A 16819-nucleotide genomic window follows, 5' to 3' on the forward strand; every position below is an offset into this window, starting at 1 on the left:
CGCCACCGGTCCCGGCGCCCAGGCCTCGTCCCGGGCCGAGGGGCCGCGCGGCGACCTGCGCGCGGCCCTGCGCGGCAGCGCGGCGGGCTGCGCCAACGCCCAGGCCGTCGGCCTCAACCGGCGTGAGCAGGAGCATTGCGACGAGAAGTTCGGGGCCGTGGCCCGCAACGCGCCCGACTATTCGGCGCCCATGGACGCGGCCAAGCGGCGGGACTTCGACGCCCAGGCGCTACGCCAGCAGGCCGACCGGGCCTATCGCGAGGCCAATGTCGGTCCGGGCGTCAATCACCGCGATCGGGACGACCCGGGCAAGGGCAAGGACATTCCCTGGGTGCTGGGCGCCGAGCAGGACGGGCTGGGCCGCCAGATGTCGGCGACCCAGCAGGCCCTCAAGCGGCTCGATGATGCGAAGAAGGCCGAGGCGCGGCGGAAGAAGGCCGAGCGCCAGGACGGCCAGCGCTGACGCCGCCCACCTTGAAGTGACCGACCAGTTCGGCCAGGCCCTCGACCTCGCGCACCAGGGTCATGCTGTCGGCGGCCGAGCGGTTGACCATGGCGGCGTTCTTCTGGGTGGCCTGGTCCATCTGGTTGACGGCGGAATTGACCTCCGAGAGGCCGGCGGCCTGTTCGGCGGCCGAGGCGGCGATCTGGCCGATCACCCCGTCGATGGCGCCCACCTGGCCGGCGATCTTCTGCAGGGCCTCGCCCGTGCGGCCCACCAGCACCACCCCGGACTCGACCTGGCGGGCGGAGTCGGCGATGTGAATCTTGATCTCCTTGGCCGCCTCGGCCGAGCGCTGGGCCAGAGCCCGCACTTCCTGGGCGACGACCGCGAAGCCGCGACCGGCGTCCCCGGCGCGAGCCGCTTCGACGCCCGCGTTCAGGGCCAGCAGGTTGGTCTGGAAGGCGATCTCGTCGATGACGCCGATGATCTGGGCCACCTGGCGCGAGGAGGTCTCGATGCCGCCGATGGCGTCGATGGTCTCCTGGACCACGGTGCGCGAGCGGCCGGCCTCGGCCTGGGCCTCGCTGACCGCCTCGCGGGCGCCGCGCGCCCCATCGGCGGCGACGCGGACGGCGCCGGTGATCTCGGTCAGGGCGGCGGCGGCCTCTTCCAGGCTGGCGGCCTGCTGCTCGCTGCGCGCCGACAGGTCGCCCGCGGCGCCGGCGATGCCGTTGGCCCCGGCGGTCAGGCCGCCCACGGCCGAGACCACGGCGCCCATGGCCTGCTCAAGACGTTCGACGGCCTGGTTGAAGTCCGAACGCAGGCGCTCGTATTCCGGCGCGAAGGCTTCGTTCAGGCGCACGGTCAGGTCGCCGGCGTGCAGCCGGTCCAGACCCTGGGCCAGGCGCGAGACGACCTGGGCCTGGGCCTCGGCCTGCTGCTGGTCGCGGTCGGCCGACAGGCGGCGCTCGGCCTCGGCGGACTGGCGGTGGCGCTCGGCCTCGCCCTCGATGCGGCTCTTCTCGCGGGCCTCGTCGCGGAAGGCGTGGACCGCGTCGGCCATCAGGCCGATGTCGTCGCGGCGGCCGGCGAACGGCAGGGCCACGGAAAGATCGCCGCCCATCACCCGCTTCATGGCGTCGCGCAGGTCGCGCAGCGGCGACAGCTGGCGACGCACCATCGACACCGAGACGGCCACGCCCAGGCCGGCCAGCACCACGCCGGCCACGGCCAGCCAGATCAGCTGGCGATAGACCGGCTGGAAGTAGTCGGCCTTGGCCACGCCCACGAACATGATGCCGATCACCTCCCCCGAGGCGTTCTTGATCGGGTCGTAGGCGGCGAAATAGGGCTTGCCCAGGATCTTGGTCTCGCCGCGATAGGCCTCGCCGCGACCCAGCACGGCGTCATAGACCGGCCCCTTGGCCAGGGGCGTGCCGACCGCGCGGCTGCCGTCCGGCTTGGCCACGTTGGTGGCCACCCGAGTGTCACCCATGAAGATGGTGGCCACGCCGCCGACCAGATCCTTGACGTGGTCGACCGTGGCGACGTCGCCGTTCAGCGGCTTGCCGCCGACCGTCAGCTTGTCGCCTTCCCGCGCGAAGCTGGCGCCCTGGCCGCCGACCGCGTCCCAGGCCACGCGCATGCTGGCTTCCTGCTGGCTCACCGCCTGGGCCTTGGCGAAATCGAGCGAGTTCTTGCCCACGATGGCCAGAAGGGCCAGCAGCAGGGTCATGAACGCGGCGACGACGGTCAGGCTGACCTTCGTGGAGATGTCGGAACGCATTGGGCGCCATGTTTTTGTGGGATTTGATCCACATCAATGCGGCGCAAAGTTTGAAACAAGGCTTAACCGTATAAGTCACTACGGTGAAAGAGGAACTCCGCGACATTGCGCCGCAGCATGGCGCACGGCGTTCGCCGAACGCCACACATGGTACCGATACCTTCATCACGACGCCGCGCATCGCGCCACCTCCCCGCCTCGCGGGCCAGGCGCCAAAACAAAACGGCCCGGGATCGCTCCCGGGCCGTCTCGTTTTTCAGTCCTCGAAGGAAGCCTAGGCTTCTTCGGCGATGATGGCCGGCAGCGGCTCCATCGCTTCTTCGCGCTGCTGGGCCAGCTGCTCGTCGCGCTTGGCGGCGACGCGCTGCAGGCTGCGCAGGTAGGAACCCGTGCCGGCGGGGATCAGGCGACCCACGATCACGTTTTCCTTCAGGCCTTCCAGGGTGTCGGTCTTGCCGTGCACCGAGGCTTCGGTCAGGACGCGGGTCGTTTCTTGGAACGACGCGGCCGAGATGAAGCTCTTGGTCTGCAGCGAGGCCTTGGTGATGCCGAGCAGCACCGGCTGGGTGGTCGCCGGACGGCCGCCGCGAGCGATGGCCTTGTCCTGCTCGTGGTAGAACTCGGGCTTGTCCAGGTGATCGCCCTTGATCAGACCCGTATCGCCCGGCTCCAGGATCTCGACCTTCTGCAGCATCTGACGAACGATCGTCTCGATGTGCTTGTCGTTGATCGGCACGCCCTGCAGTCGGTAGACCTCCTGGATTTCGTCCACGAGGAAGTTGGCCAGGGCCTCGACGCCCAGGATGCGCAGGATGTCGTGCGGATCCGGGTTGCCGTCGATGATGTACTCGCCGCGCGCGATGAAGTCGCCATCGTGCACCGCGATGTGCTTGCCCTTCGGGATCAGGAACTCGACCGCTTCGGGCTGGTTGCCGTCGGCGTCGATGTCCGGAGTGATCTTGATCCGGCGCTTGTTCTTGTAGTCCTTGCCGAATTCGACACGGCCGTCCATTTCCGCGATGACCGCGCAGTCCTTCGGACGGCGGGCTTCGAAGAGTTCGGCGACGCGCGGCAGACCACCGGTGATGTCCCGGGTCTTGGCGCCTTCGGTCGGGATACGCGCGATGACCTCGCCCGGCTTGACCATGTCCCCGTCGGCGACGGAGAGAATGGCGCCGACCGACATCAGGTAGCGAGCCTCGCCGCCGTTGGCCAGACGGACGTACGAGCCGTCCTCGCCCAGCACGCCCATGGCCGGACGCAGGTCCGAGGCGCGGGCCGAGGTCCGCCAGTCGGCGATCACGCGCTGCGCGATGCCGGTGGCTTCGTCGGTTTCCTCGCGGACGGAGAAGCCGTCCACCAGGTCTTCGGCGCGGATGCGGCCGGCGACTTCGGTGATGATCGGGGTGGTGTAGGGGTCCCAATCGGCCAGGCGCTGGCCGCGCTTGACCTTCTCGCCGTCCTTGACCTTCAGGCGCGAGCCGTAAGGCGGCTTGTAGTTTTCGCGTTCCTTGCCGTCGACCAGCACGCTCACCGAGGTGTTGCGGCTCATCACGACCAGGGCGCCGTCCGAAGCGGTGACGGTGGCGCCGGTCACGCGGACCACGCCGTCGTTGCTGCTTTCGAAGAACGACTGCTCGGCCACCTGGGCGGTGCCGCCGATGTGGAAGGTCCGCATCGTCAGCTGGGTGCCGGGCTCGCCGATCGACTGGGCGGCGATGACGCCGACGGCTTCACCGATGTTCACCGGCGTGCCGCGAGCCAGGTCGCGACCGTAGCAGGCGCCGCAGACGCCGATCTTGGCTTCGCAGGTCAGGACCGAACGGACCTTCACCGACTGAACGGCGGCGGCCTCGATGAGGTCGGCCATGTTTTCGTTCAGATAGGTGTCGGCCGGCACGATGATCTCGCCGGTCGCCGGGTCCTTGATGTCCTCGGCCGAGAAGCGGCCCAGGACGCGGGCGCCCAGCGAGACCAGCACGTCGCCGCCTTCGACCACGGCGCGCAGGGTGATGCCCCGCGTGGTGCCGCAGTCTTCCTCGACGATGATGCAGTCCTGCGCGACGTCGACCAGGCGACGGGTCAGGTAGCCCGAGTTGGCGGTCTTCAGCGCGGTGTCCGCCAGGCCCTTACGAGCGCCGTGGGTCGAGTTGAAGTACTCCTGAACGGTCAGGCCTTCCTTGAAGTTCGAGACGATCGGGGTCTCGATGATCTCGCCGGAGGGCTTGGCCATCAGGCCGCGCATGCCGCCCAGCTGCTTCATCTGGGCCTGCGAACCACGGGCGCCGGAGTGGGCCATCATGTAGATGGCGTTGATCTCGCGCTCGCGGCCGTTCTCGTCCTTATGCTTCATCTGAAGCTCGGCCATCATCTCGTCGGCGACGCGGTCCGTCGCCTTGGCCCAGGCGTCGACGACCTTGTTGTACTTCTCGCCCTTGGTGATCAGGCCGTCGGCGTACTGTTGCTCGTACTCTTCGGCCAGGGTGCGGGTCTCGGCGACGATCGCCTCCTTCCGCTTGGGGATGATGATGTCGTCCTTGCCGAAGGAGATGCCGGCCTTGGCCGCTTCCTTGAAGCCCAGACCCATGATCTGGTCGGCGAAGATGACCGTCGCCTTCTGACCGCAGTGGCGGTAGACGACGTCGATCAGATTGCCGATTTCCTTCTTGGTCAGCGCCTTCTCGATCAGTCGGTGACCGATCGCGGGGTGGCGCGGCAGCAGGGCGGCGATCTTCATGCGGCCCGGGGTGGTGTCGATCACGCGGCGACGGGCCACGCCATCGGCTTCCACTTCGGTGAAGCGCGACTTGATCTTGGCGTGCAGCGACACGACGCCGGCGTCCATGGCGGCTTCGATCTCGCCCAGGTCGGCGAAGATCTTGCCTTCACCCGGCTCGCCGTCGCGAGCGACCGACAGGTAGTACAGACCCAGGACGATGTCCTGCGACGGCACGATGATCGGGCGACCGTTGGCGGGCGACAGGATGTTGTTGGTCGACATCATCAGGACGCGCGCTTCCAGCTGGGCCTCGAGGCTCAGCGGGACGTGCACGGCCATCTGGTCGCCGTCGAAGTCGGCGTTGAACGCGGCGCAGACCAGCGGGTGCAGCTGGATGGCCTTGCCCTCGATCAGCTTGGGCTCGAACGCCTGGATGCCCAGACGGTGAAGCGTCGGCGCGCGGTTCAGCATCACCGGGTGCTCGCGGATCACCTCTTCGAGGATGTCCCACACCTGGGGCTGTTCGCGCTCGACCATGCGCTTGGACTGCTTGACGGTGCCCGACAGGCCCTTGGCGTCCAGGCGCGCGTAGATGAACGGCTTGAACAGCTCCAGGGCCATCTTCTTGGGCAGGCCGCACTCGTGCAGCTTCAGGTCCGGACCCACGACGATGACCGAACGGCCCGAATAGTCGACGCGCTTGCCCAGCAGGTTCTGACGGAAGCGGCCTTGCTTGCCCTTCAGCATGTCGGCCAGCGACTTCAGCGGACGCTTGTTGGCGCCGGTGATGACGCGACCGCGGCGGCCGTTGTCGAACAGGGCGTCGACCGACTCCTGCAGCATCCGCTTTTCGTTGCGGATGATGATGTCGGGGGCGCGCAGCTCGATCAGGCGCTTGAGGCGGTTGTTACGGTTGATGACCCGGCGATACAGGTCGTTCAGGTCCGAGGTCGCGAAGCGGCCGCCGTCCAGCGGCACCAGCGGGCGCAGTTCCGGCGGGATCACCGGCACGACCGTCAGCACCATCCATTCCGGACGGTTGCCCGACTCCTGGAAGGCTTCCAGGATCTTCAGGCGCTTCGAAAACTTCTTCTGCTTCATGTCCGACGGGTTGCCCGCCAGCTCTTCGCGCAGCTTCTCGGCTTCCTTCTCGAGGTCGATCGCCTTGAGCAGGTTCTGGACGGCCTCGGCGCCGATCTCGGCGGTGAAGCTGTCGTCGCCGTATTCGTCCTGGGCGCGCATGAAGTCGTCCTCGCTGAGCAGTTGGTGCTGCTTCAGCGGGGTCAGGCCCGGCTCGGTGACGATGTAGTATTCGAAGTACAGGACGCGCTCGATGTCCTTCAGCGGCATGTCCAGCATCATGGCGATGCGCGAGGGCAGCGACTTCAGGAACCAGATGTGGGCGACCGGCGAGGCCAGCTCGATGTGGCCCATGCGCTCGCGACGGACGCGGGCGAGGGTGACTTCGACGCCGCACTTCTCGCAGATGATGCCCTTGTACTTCATGCGCTTGTACTTGCCGCACAGGCATTCGTAGTCCTTGGTCGGGCCAAAGATACGGGCGCAGAACAGGCCGTCACGCTCGGGCTTGAACGTGCGGTAGTTGATGGTTTCCGGCTTCTTGATCTCGCCGAACGACCACGAGCGGATCTTTTCCGGCGAGGCCAGCGAGATGCGGATCTGGTCGAAGGTCGGAGCGGCCTGGACCGGATTGAAGATGTTCAGGACTTCCTGGTTCATCTTGGTTCCTTCTGCGGGACTACCCGCGAAAATTCAAAGTTGGAGAGCGGGCTGAGAGGAGGCCCCTCCCCTGCCGAGGCAGAGGAGGGAGATCCGGATCAGCTGTTCTCCAGCTCGACGTTCAGGCCGAGCGAGCGCATTTCCTTGACCAGCACGTTGAAGCTTTCCGGGATACCGGCTTCGAACGTGTCGTCGCCGCGGACGATCGACTCGTAGACCTTGGTCCGGCCGGCCACGTCGTCGGACTTCACCGTCAGCATTTCCTGCAGGGTGTAGGCCGCGCCGTAGGCTTCCAGAGCCCACACTTCCATTTCCCCGAAGCGCTGACCGCCGAACTGGGCCTTACCACCCAGCGGCTGTTGCGTGACGAGCGAGTACGGACCGATCGAACGGGCGTGGATCTTGTCGTCGACCAGGTGGTGCAGCTTCAGCATGTAGATGTAGCCGACCGTGACCGGACGCTTGAACTGGTCGCCCGTCTGGCCGTCGTACAGGATCGACTGGCCCGACTTGTTGACGCCGGCCATTTCGAGGTGGTCCTCGATGTCGTCCATGCGCGCGCCGTCGAACACCGGGGTGGCGATCGGAACGCCCTTGCCGAGGTTGCGGGCCAGTTCGACCAGCTCTTCCTCGGTTTCCGGCAGTTCCTCGTCGGGGCCGTAGATGTCGCGCAGGCGCGTCACCAGGGCGTCCTTCTGGCCACCGTGCTGCCAGTCTTCCAGCAGCGTGGTGATCTGCTTGCCGAGGTTGGCGCAGGCCCAGCCCAGGTGGGTTTCGAAGATCTGGCCGACGTTCATGCGCGAAGGCACGCCCAGCGGGTTCAGAACGACGTCCACGTGCGTCCCGTCGGCGAGGAACGGCATGTCCTCGATCGGCAGGATGCGCGAGATGACGCCCTTGTTGCCGTGACGGCCGGCCATCTTGTCGCCCGGCTGAAGCTTGCGCTTCACGGCCACGAAGACCTTGACCATCTTCATCACGCCCGGGGGCAGTTCGTCGCCGCGCTGCAGCTTGTCGACCTTGTCCTCGAAGCGACGGTCCAGACGCTTGCGGTTCTCGTCGAACAGACGACGCAGGCTTTCCAGTTCGCCCATCGCCTTCTCGTCCTCGAGCGCGATCTGCCACCACAGACCCGGCTGGACTTCAGCCAGGCCTTCGGCGGTGATCTCGCCGCGCGACAGGCCCTTGGGACCCGACAGGGCGACGTTGCCGATCAGCAGCTCGCGCAGACGGCCCGAGATGTTGCGGTTCAGGATCGCGAACTCGTCGTCGCGGTCCTTGCCCAGGCGGTCGATCTCGGCGCGCTCGATGGCCAGGGCGCGTTCGTCCTTGTCGACGCCGTGACGGTTGAACACGCGCACGTCGACGATGGTGCCGGCGACGCCCGGGGGCAGGCGCAGGCTGGTGTCGCGGACGTCCGAGGCCTTTTCGCCGAAGATGGCGCGCAGCAGCTTTTCTTCCGGCGTCATCGGGCTTTCGCCCTTCGGCGTGACCTTGCCGACCAGGATGTCGCCCGGCTGGACTTCGGCGCCGATCGCCACGATGCCCGCTTCGTCGAGGTTGCGCAGGGCTTCCTCGCCGACGTTGGGGATGTCGCGGGTGATTTCTTCCGGACCCAGCTTCGTGTCGCGGGCCATGACTTCGAATTCCTCGATGTGGATCGAGGTGAAGACGTCGTCACGGACGATGCGTTCGGAGATCAGGATCGAGTCTTCGAAGTTGTAGCCGTTCCAGGGCATGAACGCGACGAGCGCGTTGCGGCCCAGGGCCAGTTCGCCCAGCTCGGTCGACGGACCGTCGGCGATGATGTCGCCAGCGCTGATCTTGTCGCCCACCTTCACCAGCGGGCGCTGGTTGATGCAGGTCGACTGGTTCGAACGCTGGAACTTCGACAGGCGGTAGATGTCGACGCCCGAACGGGCGCTGTCGGTCTCTTCCGTGGCGCGCACGACGATACGGGTGCCGTCGATCTGCTCGACCACGCCGGTGCGCTTGGCGATGACCACGGCGCCCGAGTCACGGGCGACCACGGCTTCCATGCCCGTTCCCACGAGAGGGGCATCGGATTGCACGAGGGGCACGGCCTGACGTTGCATGTTCGAGCCCATGAGGGCGCGGTTGGCGTCGTCGTTTTCCAGGAACGGGATCAGGGCCGCGGCCACCGACACGACTTGGCGCGGCGACACGTCCATCAGGTCCACCTGTTCCTTTTGGAGCAGGGTGGGTTCGCCGTTGATCCGGCCGGGGACCAGGTCGTCGACGATCTCGCCGTTCGACACAGCGATGTTCGACTGCGCGATGACGTGCTTCGACTCTTCCATGGCCGACATGTAGACGACCTCTTCGAGCGGCTTGCCGTCGGCGACGCGACGGTAGGGGCTCTCGATGAAGCCGTACTTGTTCACGCGGGCGTGGGTGGCCAGCGAGTTGATCAGACCGATGTTCGGGCCTTCCGGCGTTTCGATCGGGCAGATGCGGCCGTAGTGGGTCGGGTGAACGTCGCGGACTTCGAAGCCGGCGCGCTCGCGGGTCAGACCGCCCGGGCCAAGCGCCGAGAGACGACGCTTGTGGGTGATCTCCGACAGCGGGTTGGTCTGGTCCATGAACTGCGACAGCTGCGAGGAGCCGAAGAATTCACGCACCGAGGCCGCGGCCGGCTTGGCGTTGATCAGGTCGTGCGGCATCACGGTGTCGATGTCGACCGACGACATGCGTTCCTTGATGGCGCGCTCCATGCGCAGCAGGCCGACGCGGTACTGGTTTTCCAGCAGCTCGCCCACCGAACGCACCCGGCGGTTGCCCAGGTTGTCGATGTCGTCGATTTCGCCGCGGCCGTCGCGCAGGCCGACCAGCAGCTGCAGGACCGCCAGCACGTCTTCCTTGCGCAGGACGCGCATCTCGTCCGAAGCGTCCAGCTCCAGGCGCATGTTCATCTTCACGCGGCCCACGGCCGACAGGTCGTAGCGCTCGGCGTCGAAGAACAGCGACTTGAACATCGCTTCGGCGGCTTCGACGGTCGGCGGCTCGCCCGGACGCATCACGCGGTAGATGTCGAACAGGGCGTCCTCGCGGACGGCGTTCTTGTCCACGCGCAGGGTGTTGCGCATGTAGGCGCCGACCGTGACGTGGTCGATGTCCAGCACGTCGATGGTGCTGAAGCCTTGGTCGGCCAGGGCCTGGATCGAGGTGACGTCCAGCTCGTCGCCGGCCTCGGCGTAGATTTCGCCGTTCTCGAAGTTGACGGCGTCGCGGGCCAGGTAGCGGCCGGTCAGGGCTTCCGGACCCAGCAGCAGGGTCTTCAGGCCGTTGTCGGCCAGCTTCTTGGCCTGGCGGGCGGTGATCTTGGTGCCGGCCGGGGCGACTTCCTCGCCGGTGTCGGCGTCGACCAGAGCGAACTCCGGCTTCACGCCGCGCCAACGCTCGGGCTTGTAGGGCGTGGCCCAGCCTTCAGCGCCGGCGGCGGTGCGCTTCTCGAACGGGACGACGTCATAGAACGTCGTCAGGATCTCTTCGCCGTCCATGCCCAGGGCATAGAGGAAGGTGGTGGCGGGCAGCTTGCGGCGACGGTCGATGCGGACATAGACCACGTCCTTGGCGTCGAACTCGAAGTCCAGCCACGAGCCGCGGTACGGGATCACGCGGGCGGCGAACAGCAGCTTGCCCGAGGCGTGGGTCTTGCCCTTGTCGTGGTCGAAGAACACGCCAGGCGAACGGTGCATCTGCGAGACGATGACGCGCTCGGTGCCGTTGACGATGAAGGTGCCCTTGTCGGTCATGAGCGGGATGTCGCCCATGTAGACGTCCTGCTCCTTGATGTCCTTGACGGACCGGGCGCCGGTTTCTTCTTCCGTTTCGAACACGATCAGGCGCAGCTTGACCTTCAGCGGGGCCGCGAAGGTCATGTCGCGCTGGATGCACTCTTCAACGTCGTACTTGGGCTCTTCGAATTCGTACGAGACGTATTCGAGCACCGCGCGCTCGTTGAAGTCCTTGATCGGGAACACCGACTTGAAGACCGCCTCGATGCCTTCGTCGCGGCGTTGGCCCGGACGGACCTCGCGCTGAAGGAACTGCTCGTAGGAGGAGCGCTGAACCTCGATGAGGTTCGGCATCTGCACAGCTTCGGGGATGCGGCCGAAAGACTTCCGGATCCGCTTCTTGCCGGTGAAGGATTGCGCCATGTTTTTTCCCTGCGGCGCGGAACGGAGTCCGCGCGTGAATTCGAATGCCTCGGCGTCCACCCTCGCCGCCCTCCTTGTAAGGAGAGCTGCGGACGCTGGAATTCCCCTATCGAGCGACCGGGACCGGAAGCTCGAGGGCGCCCCTTCGCGCTGGTCGGAGGGCGGCTGACCGCGCCTCGGGGCGTAATACGGACGCGCCAAAGCGCTCCGCCGATATCATCGTGAACGCGGGGATATAGGGGATGCGACGACGGAAGAAAAGGGGAATTCGTAAAACGTCGTGAATGCGCGCGTCGCGACCGGCAGGCCGCTCTCGTCTGCGCCTCCGCTCCCGTCGATGGCGAAGCAGGACGCCACCGAGCTTCAGCATGCGGGAGACCAGATCCCCCATCCGCAGCTATTGTCGCGAATCCGACAATGGACTCGAGAAGGCATGCAGGCAGAAATGACGCCTTATACGCATATATACTTACGTTATGACTCGATATTCCCTTTGGCTAAACTCGTCGAATGCGTTCATCAAAGACCTGCGACCACCGGACGCACCTCCATGACTGCCCTTATACTCGCCATTTAACTGGCCGTTCACCACGGCCGCGAAAACTAGCAATGGTTGCTCTTCCCGACCGGCGCACGCAGTGCTGGTGGAGCTTCCCGGACCGCCGCCATGCAAGCCTTCGATCACTGGAAGATCTCGACCAAAATTCTGACGGCCCTGCTGGTGCTGGCCACGGCCTTCGTCATCTGCTCGGGCTATACGAGCTTTCAGCTGCGGTCGATCGCCGGCGAGTACAAGACGCTGACCGAGCGCAGCGCGCCCGCCGCCGTCGAGGTGGCCCGCGCCACCCGCCAGATCAATCAGATCGGCTACGCGGCCTACCGCACCATGGCCTATGACGGCGCCAGCGCCGAGGCGGCCGCGGCCGAGAAGGCTTTCGAAGACGCCGTCGCCAAGGCCTTCAAGAACCTCGACAACGCCATCCGCCTCGAGCCGCAGAACGCCCAGACCCTGGGCGTCTATCGCCAGCGGATCGAGACTCTGGTCCACCCTGCCCGCTCGGCGGTCCGCGCCGGCCGCGCCGATCAGGATGATCACGCTCGCGAAGTCCTTGCCGGCCTGGATCCCAAGATCGCCGACCTGACCGCCGACCTGCGCGCCTATAACGAGGCCAACACCGCCTCGGACGGCGCCAAGAGCAGCGCCCTGGCCGCCAACGCCGACCGCACCGTCATGATCAGCGTGGTCGGGGCCCTGGTCGCCGGCTGCGCCGCCCTGGGCTTTGGCCTGTGGGTCTCGCGCGCCAAGATCAGCCGCCCGCTGAACGCCCTGGCCCAGCGCATGCGCCGCCTGGCCGACGGCGACCTGGAGGTCATGATCGACGGCCAGGACCGCCGCGACGAGGTCGGCGACATGGCCAAGGCCGTGCAGGTCTTCAAGGACAACGGCCTGAAGGCCCGCTCCGTCGAACAGGAAGCCGAGGCCGTGCGCGCCCAGGCCGAGAGCGAGCGCGGCCGCGCCGAGGCCGAGCGCCTGCGGGCCGAGGCCGAACTGGCCCAGGTGGTCCAGAGCCTGGCCGCCAGCCTCTCGCGGATGGCCCAGGGCGACCTGACGGCCCGCATCGACGTGGCCTTCGCCGGCCAGTACGCCCAGATCAAGACCGACTTCAACGCCGCCATCGACAGCCTGCGCGACACCATGACCACGATCAGCGGCGCGGTCGGCGGCATCCAGGGCGGCTCGCAGGAGATTTCCACGGCCTCCGACGACCTGTCGCGCCGCACCGAACAGCAGGCCGCCAGCCTGGAAGAAACCGCCGCCGCTCTCGACGAGATCACCGCCACGGTCAAGCGCAGCGCCGAGGGCGCCAAGCGCGCCTCCTCCAGCGCCAGCGGGGCCCGCGCCGACGCCGAGCGTTCGGGCCAGATCGTCGGCGAGGCCGTCACCGCCATGGGCGAGATCGAGGACGGCTCCGCCCAGATCGGCCAGATCATCGGGGTGATCGACGAGATCGCCTTCCAGACCAACCTGCTGGCCCTGAACGCGGGCGTGGAAGCCGCCCGCGCCGGCGACGCCGGCAAGGGCTTCGCGGTCGTGGCCCAGGAAGTCCGCGCCCTGGCTCAGCGCTCGGCCGAGGCCGCCAAGGAGATCAAGCAGCTGATCGCCGGCTCTTCGGCCCAGGTCGAGAAAGGCGTGCGCCTGGTCGGCGAGACCGGCCGCGCCCTCAGCGAGATCGTCGGCAAGGTCGCCGAGATCGACGCCCTGATCGGCGAGATCGCCATGTCGGCCCAGGAGCAGTCGGTGGGCCTGGCCCAGGTCAATACCGCCATCAACCAGATGGACCAGGTCACCCAGCAGAACGCCGCCATGGTCGAGCAGGCCACCGCCGCCGCGGCCGGCCTCAAGGGCGAGGCGGGCGAGCTGAACCGGCTGGTTTCGCGCTTCCGCGTCGCCGGCGCGGCGACCGTATCCCGGGCGGCGGCCTGAGGCTCACCCTCGCCAGAGGCCGACCGCGCCCTTGGGCCCGGCCAGCACGCCCGCCTTGGGACCGGCCAGCCGCGCGACGTTGAAGGGCTGGGTGGTCAGGCGCTCGAAATGGCCGCCGTCGCGGCTGACGATCGTACCCGCCAGGCCCGTGGCCAGCACCGTCGCCCCCGTGGTGGCGATCCCCGACAGATAGCCGCCCGGCGCCCCGACCGCCTGGAAGGCCGCCCCGTCGGACGCCAGCCAGGCCAGGTTCACGCCTTCGGTCTTGGGCTTCTCGAAGTCGCCGCCGCAGACCCACAGCTCGCCGTGGGGCCCGAACGCCAGGGCGAAGGCCCCGCGCGAGGAGGCGTCGGCCGGGATCGGCGTCTCCAGCACGTCGAACTTCTGGCCGCGACCGTCGCGCGACAGATAGACCCGCGCCTTGCCGGCCCCGCCGGTGCAGAAGGCGATGCGTCCGCGCGGCCCCAGGGCCAGGCAGCCGTTGCTGGCGGCGAAGGCCGCCTCGTCCTTGGCGGCCGGCGGCAGCACGCCTTCGGGCGTCCGCGTCCAGGTGGCGCCACCGTCCAGGGTGACCAGCAGGGTGAAGACCCCGCCGGTCGGATCGCCCAGGATGAAACCCGTCTTCTTGTCGGGCGCGAAGACCATGGCGTCCCAGAAGCCCTCGGGGTCCTGGTTGACGGCGACCGTCTCCCACTGGCGCCCGCCGTCCCGCGTGCGCCACAGCTGCGAGGCCTGGCCTGGACCGGCGCTCATGGCCAGCACATGGTCCTCGTCGAAGGCATGCAGGCCCCGGAAATCCAGGGCTTCGGCCCCGGTGGGCCGAACCACCGTCACCGCGTGTCCCTTGCCTTTATAGAGCACGCCCTTGGAGCCCGAGGCCCAGTAGCCGTCCTTGACCAGGGACAGGCCGCGCAGTTCGCTGACGGCGCCAGGCTCGGGCAGCTCGATATGGCCGGCGCCCAGCTTGTCGGCCGCCAAAACCGGGCTCGCCACCAGGGCGGCCGCGCCCAGCACCAGGTCGCGGCGGCGAAGGCGAAGCGGATGGTTCATCTGGAAAGGCCCCGGCGCTGACTCTCGTAAGGCCAGGGTTGCCACGCTTCCGGGGCGATGTCTCGCCCGCTAGCTCTTGCGGATCGCCTTGGACGCCAGGGACAGCCCCGCGCCCACCAGGCAGACGAAGAAGGCGATCTTGGTCAGGGCCACCGCGACGTCGAACACGAAGCCGAGCAGGCCGAACACGATCATCAGGACGAACAGGATTCCGGCGAGCTTGAGCATGACCGGATAACGCGGCGGGGCTCGCCGCCGTTCCACGTCAGGCGGTGATGTCGACGAAGTTGGGCACCGAGACCCCGTCCTTGCCCTGAGCCTTGGCGTTTTCCATGGTCTCGCGGATTTTCTGCTGGATCATCTCGTTGATCTTCTGCAGCGCCGCCGAGCGCTGCTCGGCCGGCATGGCGTCCAGCCGATCCTGGGTCAGCCCCATGCTCTTCATGGCCTCTTCGCGCCACTGCTTGAGCTTCTCTTCCCAGGCGCTCTTCTTGGCGTCTCGGGCGAAGGCGACCAGGCCCTTCTCCCGCACCGAGTCCAGGTCGCTCTGGGACTCGATCTTCAGTCCGCCGACGGCCGAGCCGCTGGCGACGTTCATGCCCCAGCCCGAATAGCCTCCCGAAACGCCCGAAATCGCCATGCCTGCCCCCTCTTGCGGTTCGCCTGAGGGTTGCAAGTCCTGTGCCAAAGCGGGACCGTGGCGGCCTTGCGCGCAAAGAAAACGGCCCCGGAGGTTTCCCTCCGGGGCCGTCAACTTCAGCGTCAGAGAACTGACGCCGGCAGGTCCCCCGCGCGCCCCCTCTTTTGTAAGGAGGGCGCGGGGACGTGAATTACTTCACGGTGACCTTGGCGCCGGCTTCGGTCAGCTTCTTGGCGACTTCTTCGGCGACTTGCTTCGAAACGTTTTCGACGACGTTCTGCGGAGCGCCTTCGACCAGGTCCTTGGCTTCCTTCAGGCCCAGGTCCGGACGGACGCCGCGGACTTCCTTGATCACGTTGATCTTCTTGTCGCCGCCGTCGGTCAGGACAACGGTGAACTCGGTTTGCTCTTCGGCGGCTTCGGCCGGAGCGGCGGCAGCGCCACCAACGGCGGCGACGGCGACCGGAGCGGCGGCCGAGACGCCCCACTTTTCTTCCAGCAGCTTGGACAGCTCAGCGGCTTCCAGGACCGACAGGGTGGACAGTTCTTCAACCAGCTTTTCGAGCTTGGACATGTGTGTATTCCTTGATGGGATTAGGGATAGATGCGGTGATGACCGTTACGCGGCGTCTTTGGTCGCGTAGGCGTTGAAAACGCGAGCGAGCTGGCCAGCCGGAGCCTGCAGGACGCCAGCGATCTTGGTCGCCGGAGCCTGGATGAGGCCGATAAGCTTGCCACGCAGTTCGTCCAGCGACGGCAGGGTCGCCAGAGCGCGCACGCCGGCTTCGTCCAGCACATTGGTCTGGTCCAGGACGCCACCGACAAGCTTGAGCTTCTCGTTTTCCTTGGCGAACTGAACGGCGACCTTGGCGGCCGAAACAGCGTCCGGGCCGAAGGCGATGGCGACCGGACCGGTGAAGAGCTTTTCGCCCTTGTCACCGAGCTTGCCGTCCAGAGCCTTGAGGGCCAGGGTGTTCTTCACAACCTTGATCGCGGCGCCTTCCTTGCGGAGGCGGAGACGAAGGTCGGTCATTTCCGCAACGGTCAGACCCATGTAGTGGGTCACGACGACAGCGCCGGCATCGGCGAAGACGCTTTTCAGCGACTCGATCGATTCCTGCTTTTGAGCGCGGTCCATTGCGGTCTCCTACTCAATAACAGCGGCCGGACCATTCCGGCAGCCAAATGCTCGTCCCACGCGGGATCGCTCCCGCACGCGAGTCGCATCAGCCTGTTCCAAGGAAAGTCGGCCGCGTGCCCGTCTCGGACAGAAGTCACGAGTCAGGAGAGCGTCGGCGTCTCTATCCCTGTCTCCCGACGGCGAGGAAGGGCTCTTCCTCGATTACGGCGTTGGTGACCCCACGCCCCGTAGTTCTCAAACAGGATCTCCATCGGGCGAGCCCGTCGGAGAAGGGGCGGCGTATAGACGGTTTGGGGAAGGAATTCAACACCCGCCGGCGCGGGCGGCGCTTCGGACCGAATTTCGGGCCTCGAAGACGTGCTTCCATGGTATTCTTGGCGGCGAGCATGGAGGCAAGACGATGCCTATGGGTTTGGGCCTGGCGTTCGGCGCCGTCCTCGGCGTTCTCACCGGCAATCTGTCCATCGGCGTCGCGCTGGGGACGGGCCTGGGCCTTGCGGCGGGAGCCGTCGTCATGGCCATGACGACGAAGAACAAGACGCCAGGCGCCTGAGAAAGCGCGCTTCCCTCTCGTGAGGGAAACCCTGGCGCCGCCTCGGATTTCGTCGATAAAGGGAAGATCGACAATCGGG

General features: G+C 67.0%; 10 protein-coding genes and 1 pseudogene. 3 read left to right on the top strand and 8 right to left on the bottom strand.

Going from position 1 to position 16819, the window contains the following annotated elements; all coding sequences use genetic code 11:
* A pseudogene (locus tag AC07OA_RS22480) lies at positions 1–463 on the top strand (hypothetical protein); the annotation flags it as partial.
* Here the strand turns inward: AC07OA_RS22480 and AC07OA_RS22485 are convergent.
* The 3 genes from AC07OA_RS22485 to rpoB all read right to left on the bottom strand — a co-directional run bounded on the left by AC07OA_RS22485 (position 390) and on the right by rpoB (position 10871).
* Positions 390–2231 carry a methyl-accepting chemotaxis protein gene (locus AC07OA_RS22485; RefSeq protein WP_494666056.1) on the bottom strand — a complete coding sequence of 614 codons (1842 nt, stop codon included), beginning with the start codon at positions 2229–2231 and terminating at the stop codon, positions 390–392. The pseudogene AC07OA_RS22480 and the gene AC07OA_RS22485 overlap by 74 nt on opposite strands.
* A gap of 274 nt (positions 2232–2505) precedes the next feature.
* Complete coding sequence (gene rpoC, locus AC07OA_RS22490; RefSeq protein ID WP_494666057.1) at positions 2506–6690, bottom strand: DNA-directed RNA polymerase subunit beta'; 4185 nt, start codon at positions 6688–6690, stop codon at positions 2506–2508.
* 98 nt (positions 6691–6788) lie between these two features.
* The gene (gene rpoB, locus AC07OA_RS22495) at positions 6789–10871 is read right to left on the bottom strand and encodes a DNA-directed RNA polymerase subunit beta (RefSeq protein WP_494666058.1); all 4083 of its coding nucleotides are present in this window, start codon (positions 10869–10871) and stop codon (positions 6789–6791) included.
* Between the two features lie 667 nt (positions 10872–11538).
* Between rpoB and AC07OA_RS22500 the strand changes: the two genes are divergently transcribed.
* Positions 11539–13356: a methyl-accepting chemotaxis protein gene (locus AC07OA_RS22500; protein ID WP_494666059.1), complete on the top strand. Its 1818-nt coding sequence runs from the start codon at positions 11539–11541 to the stop codon at positions 13354–13356.
* Between the two features lie 3 nt (positions 13357–13359).
* On the opposite strand, the gene AC07OA_RS22505 is transcribed toward AC07OA_RS22500, so the two are convergent.
* The 5 genes from AC07OA_RS22505 to rplJ form a co-directional block, all read right to left on the bottom strand.
* The gene (locus tag AC07OA_RS22505) at positions 13360–14406 is read right to left on the bottom strand and encodes a photosystem II stability/assembly factor-like protein (protein WP_494666060.1); all 1047 of its coding nucleotides are present in this window, start codon (positions 14404–14406) and stop codon (positions 13360–13362) included.
* A gap of 69 nt (positions 14407–14475) precedes the next feature.
* Complete coding sequence (locus AC07OA_RS22510) at positions 14476–14634, bottom strand: hypothetical protein (RefSeq protein WP_494666061.1); 159 nt, start codon at positions 14632–14634, stop codon at positions 14476–14478.
* 37 nt (positions 14635–14671) lie between these two features.
* A complete protein-coding gene (locus AC07OA_RS22515) occupies positions 14672–15046 on the bottom strand; it encodes a hypothetical protein (protein ID WP_494666062.1) in 375 nt (124 codons plus the stop codon).
* Positions 15047–15236: 190 nt separating this feature from the next.
* Positions 15237–15620, bottom strand: a complete 384-nt coding sequence (rplL, locus tag AC07OA_RS22520; RefSeq protein WP_019848608.1) for a 50S ribosomal protein L7/L12 — start codon at positions 15618–15620, stop codon at positions 15237–15239.
* A gap of 45 nt (positions 15621–15665) precedes the next feature.
* Complete coding sequence (gene rplJ, locus AC07OA_RS22525; protein ID WP_494666063.1) at positions 15666–16184, bottom strand: 50S ribosomal protein L10; 519 nt, start codon at positions 16182–16184, stop codon at positions 15666–15668.
* A 403-nt stretch (positions 16185–16587) separates the two neighbouring features.
* Here rplJ and AC07OA_RS22530 point away from each other — a divergent pair, with 403 nt between their 5' ends.
* A complete protein-coding gene (locus AC07OA_RS22530; protein ID WP_494666064.1) occupies positions 16588–16740 on the top strand; it encodes a hypothetical protein in 153 nt (50 codons plus the stop codon).
* The last annotated feature ends 79 nt before the right edge of the window (positions 16741–16819 follow it).

The sequence above is a fragment of the Caulobacter sp. GW821-FHT09B08 genome, from assembly GCF_059418225.1.

Bases quoted from the DNA above. Each gene is read 5' to 3' on its own strand.
- AC07OA_RS22485 (WP_494666056.1), bottom strand. From the start codon at position 2,231: ATGCGTTCCGACATCTCCACGAAGGTCAGCCTGACCGTCGTCGCCGCG.
- rpoC (WP_494666057.1), bottom strand. From the start codon at position 6,690: ATGAACCAGGAAGTCCTGAACATCTTCAATCCGGTCCAGGCCGCTCCG.
- rpoB (WP_494666058.1), bottom strand. From the start codon at position 10,871: ATGGCGCAATCCTTCACCGGCAAGAAGCGGATCCGGAAGTCTTTCGGC.
- AC07OA_RS22500 (WP_494666059.1), top strand. From the start codon at position 11,539: ATGCAAGCCTTCGATCACTGGAAGATCTCGACCAAAATTCTGACGGCC.
- AC07OA_RS22505 (WP_494666060.1), bottom strand. From the start codon at position 14,406: ATGAACCATCCGCTTCGCCTTCGCCGCCGCGACCTGGTGCTGGGCGCG.
- AC07OA_RS22510 (WP_494666061.1), bottom strand. From the start codon at position 14,634: ATGCTCAAGCTCGCCGGAATCCTGTTCGTCCTGATGATCGTGTTCGGC.
- AC07OA_RS22515 (WP_494666062.1), bottom strand. From the start codon at position 15,046: ATGGCGATTTCGGGCGTTTCGGGAGGCTATTCGGGCTGGGGCATGAAC.
- rplL (WP_019848608.1), bottom strand. From the start codon at position 15,620: ATGTCCAAGCTCGAAAAGCTGGTTGAAGAACTGTCCACCCTGTCGGTC.
- rplJ (WP_494666063.1), bottom strand. From the start codon at position 16,184: ATGGACCGCGCTCAAAAGCAGGAATCGATCGAGTCGCTGAAAAGCGTC.
- AC07OA_RS22530 (WP_494666064.1), top strand. From the start codon at position 16,588: ATGCCTATGGGTTTGGGCCTGGCGTTCGGCGCCGTCCTCGGCGTTCTC.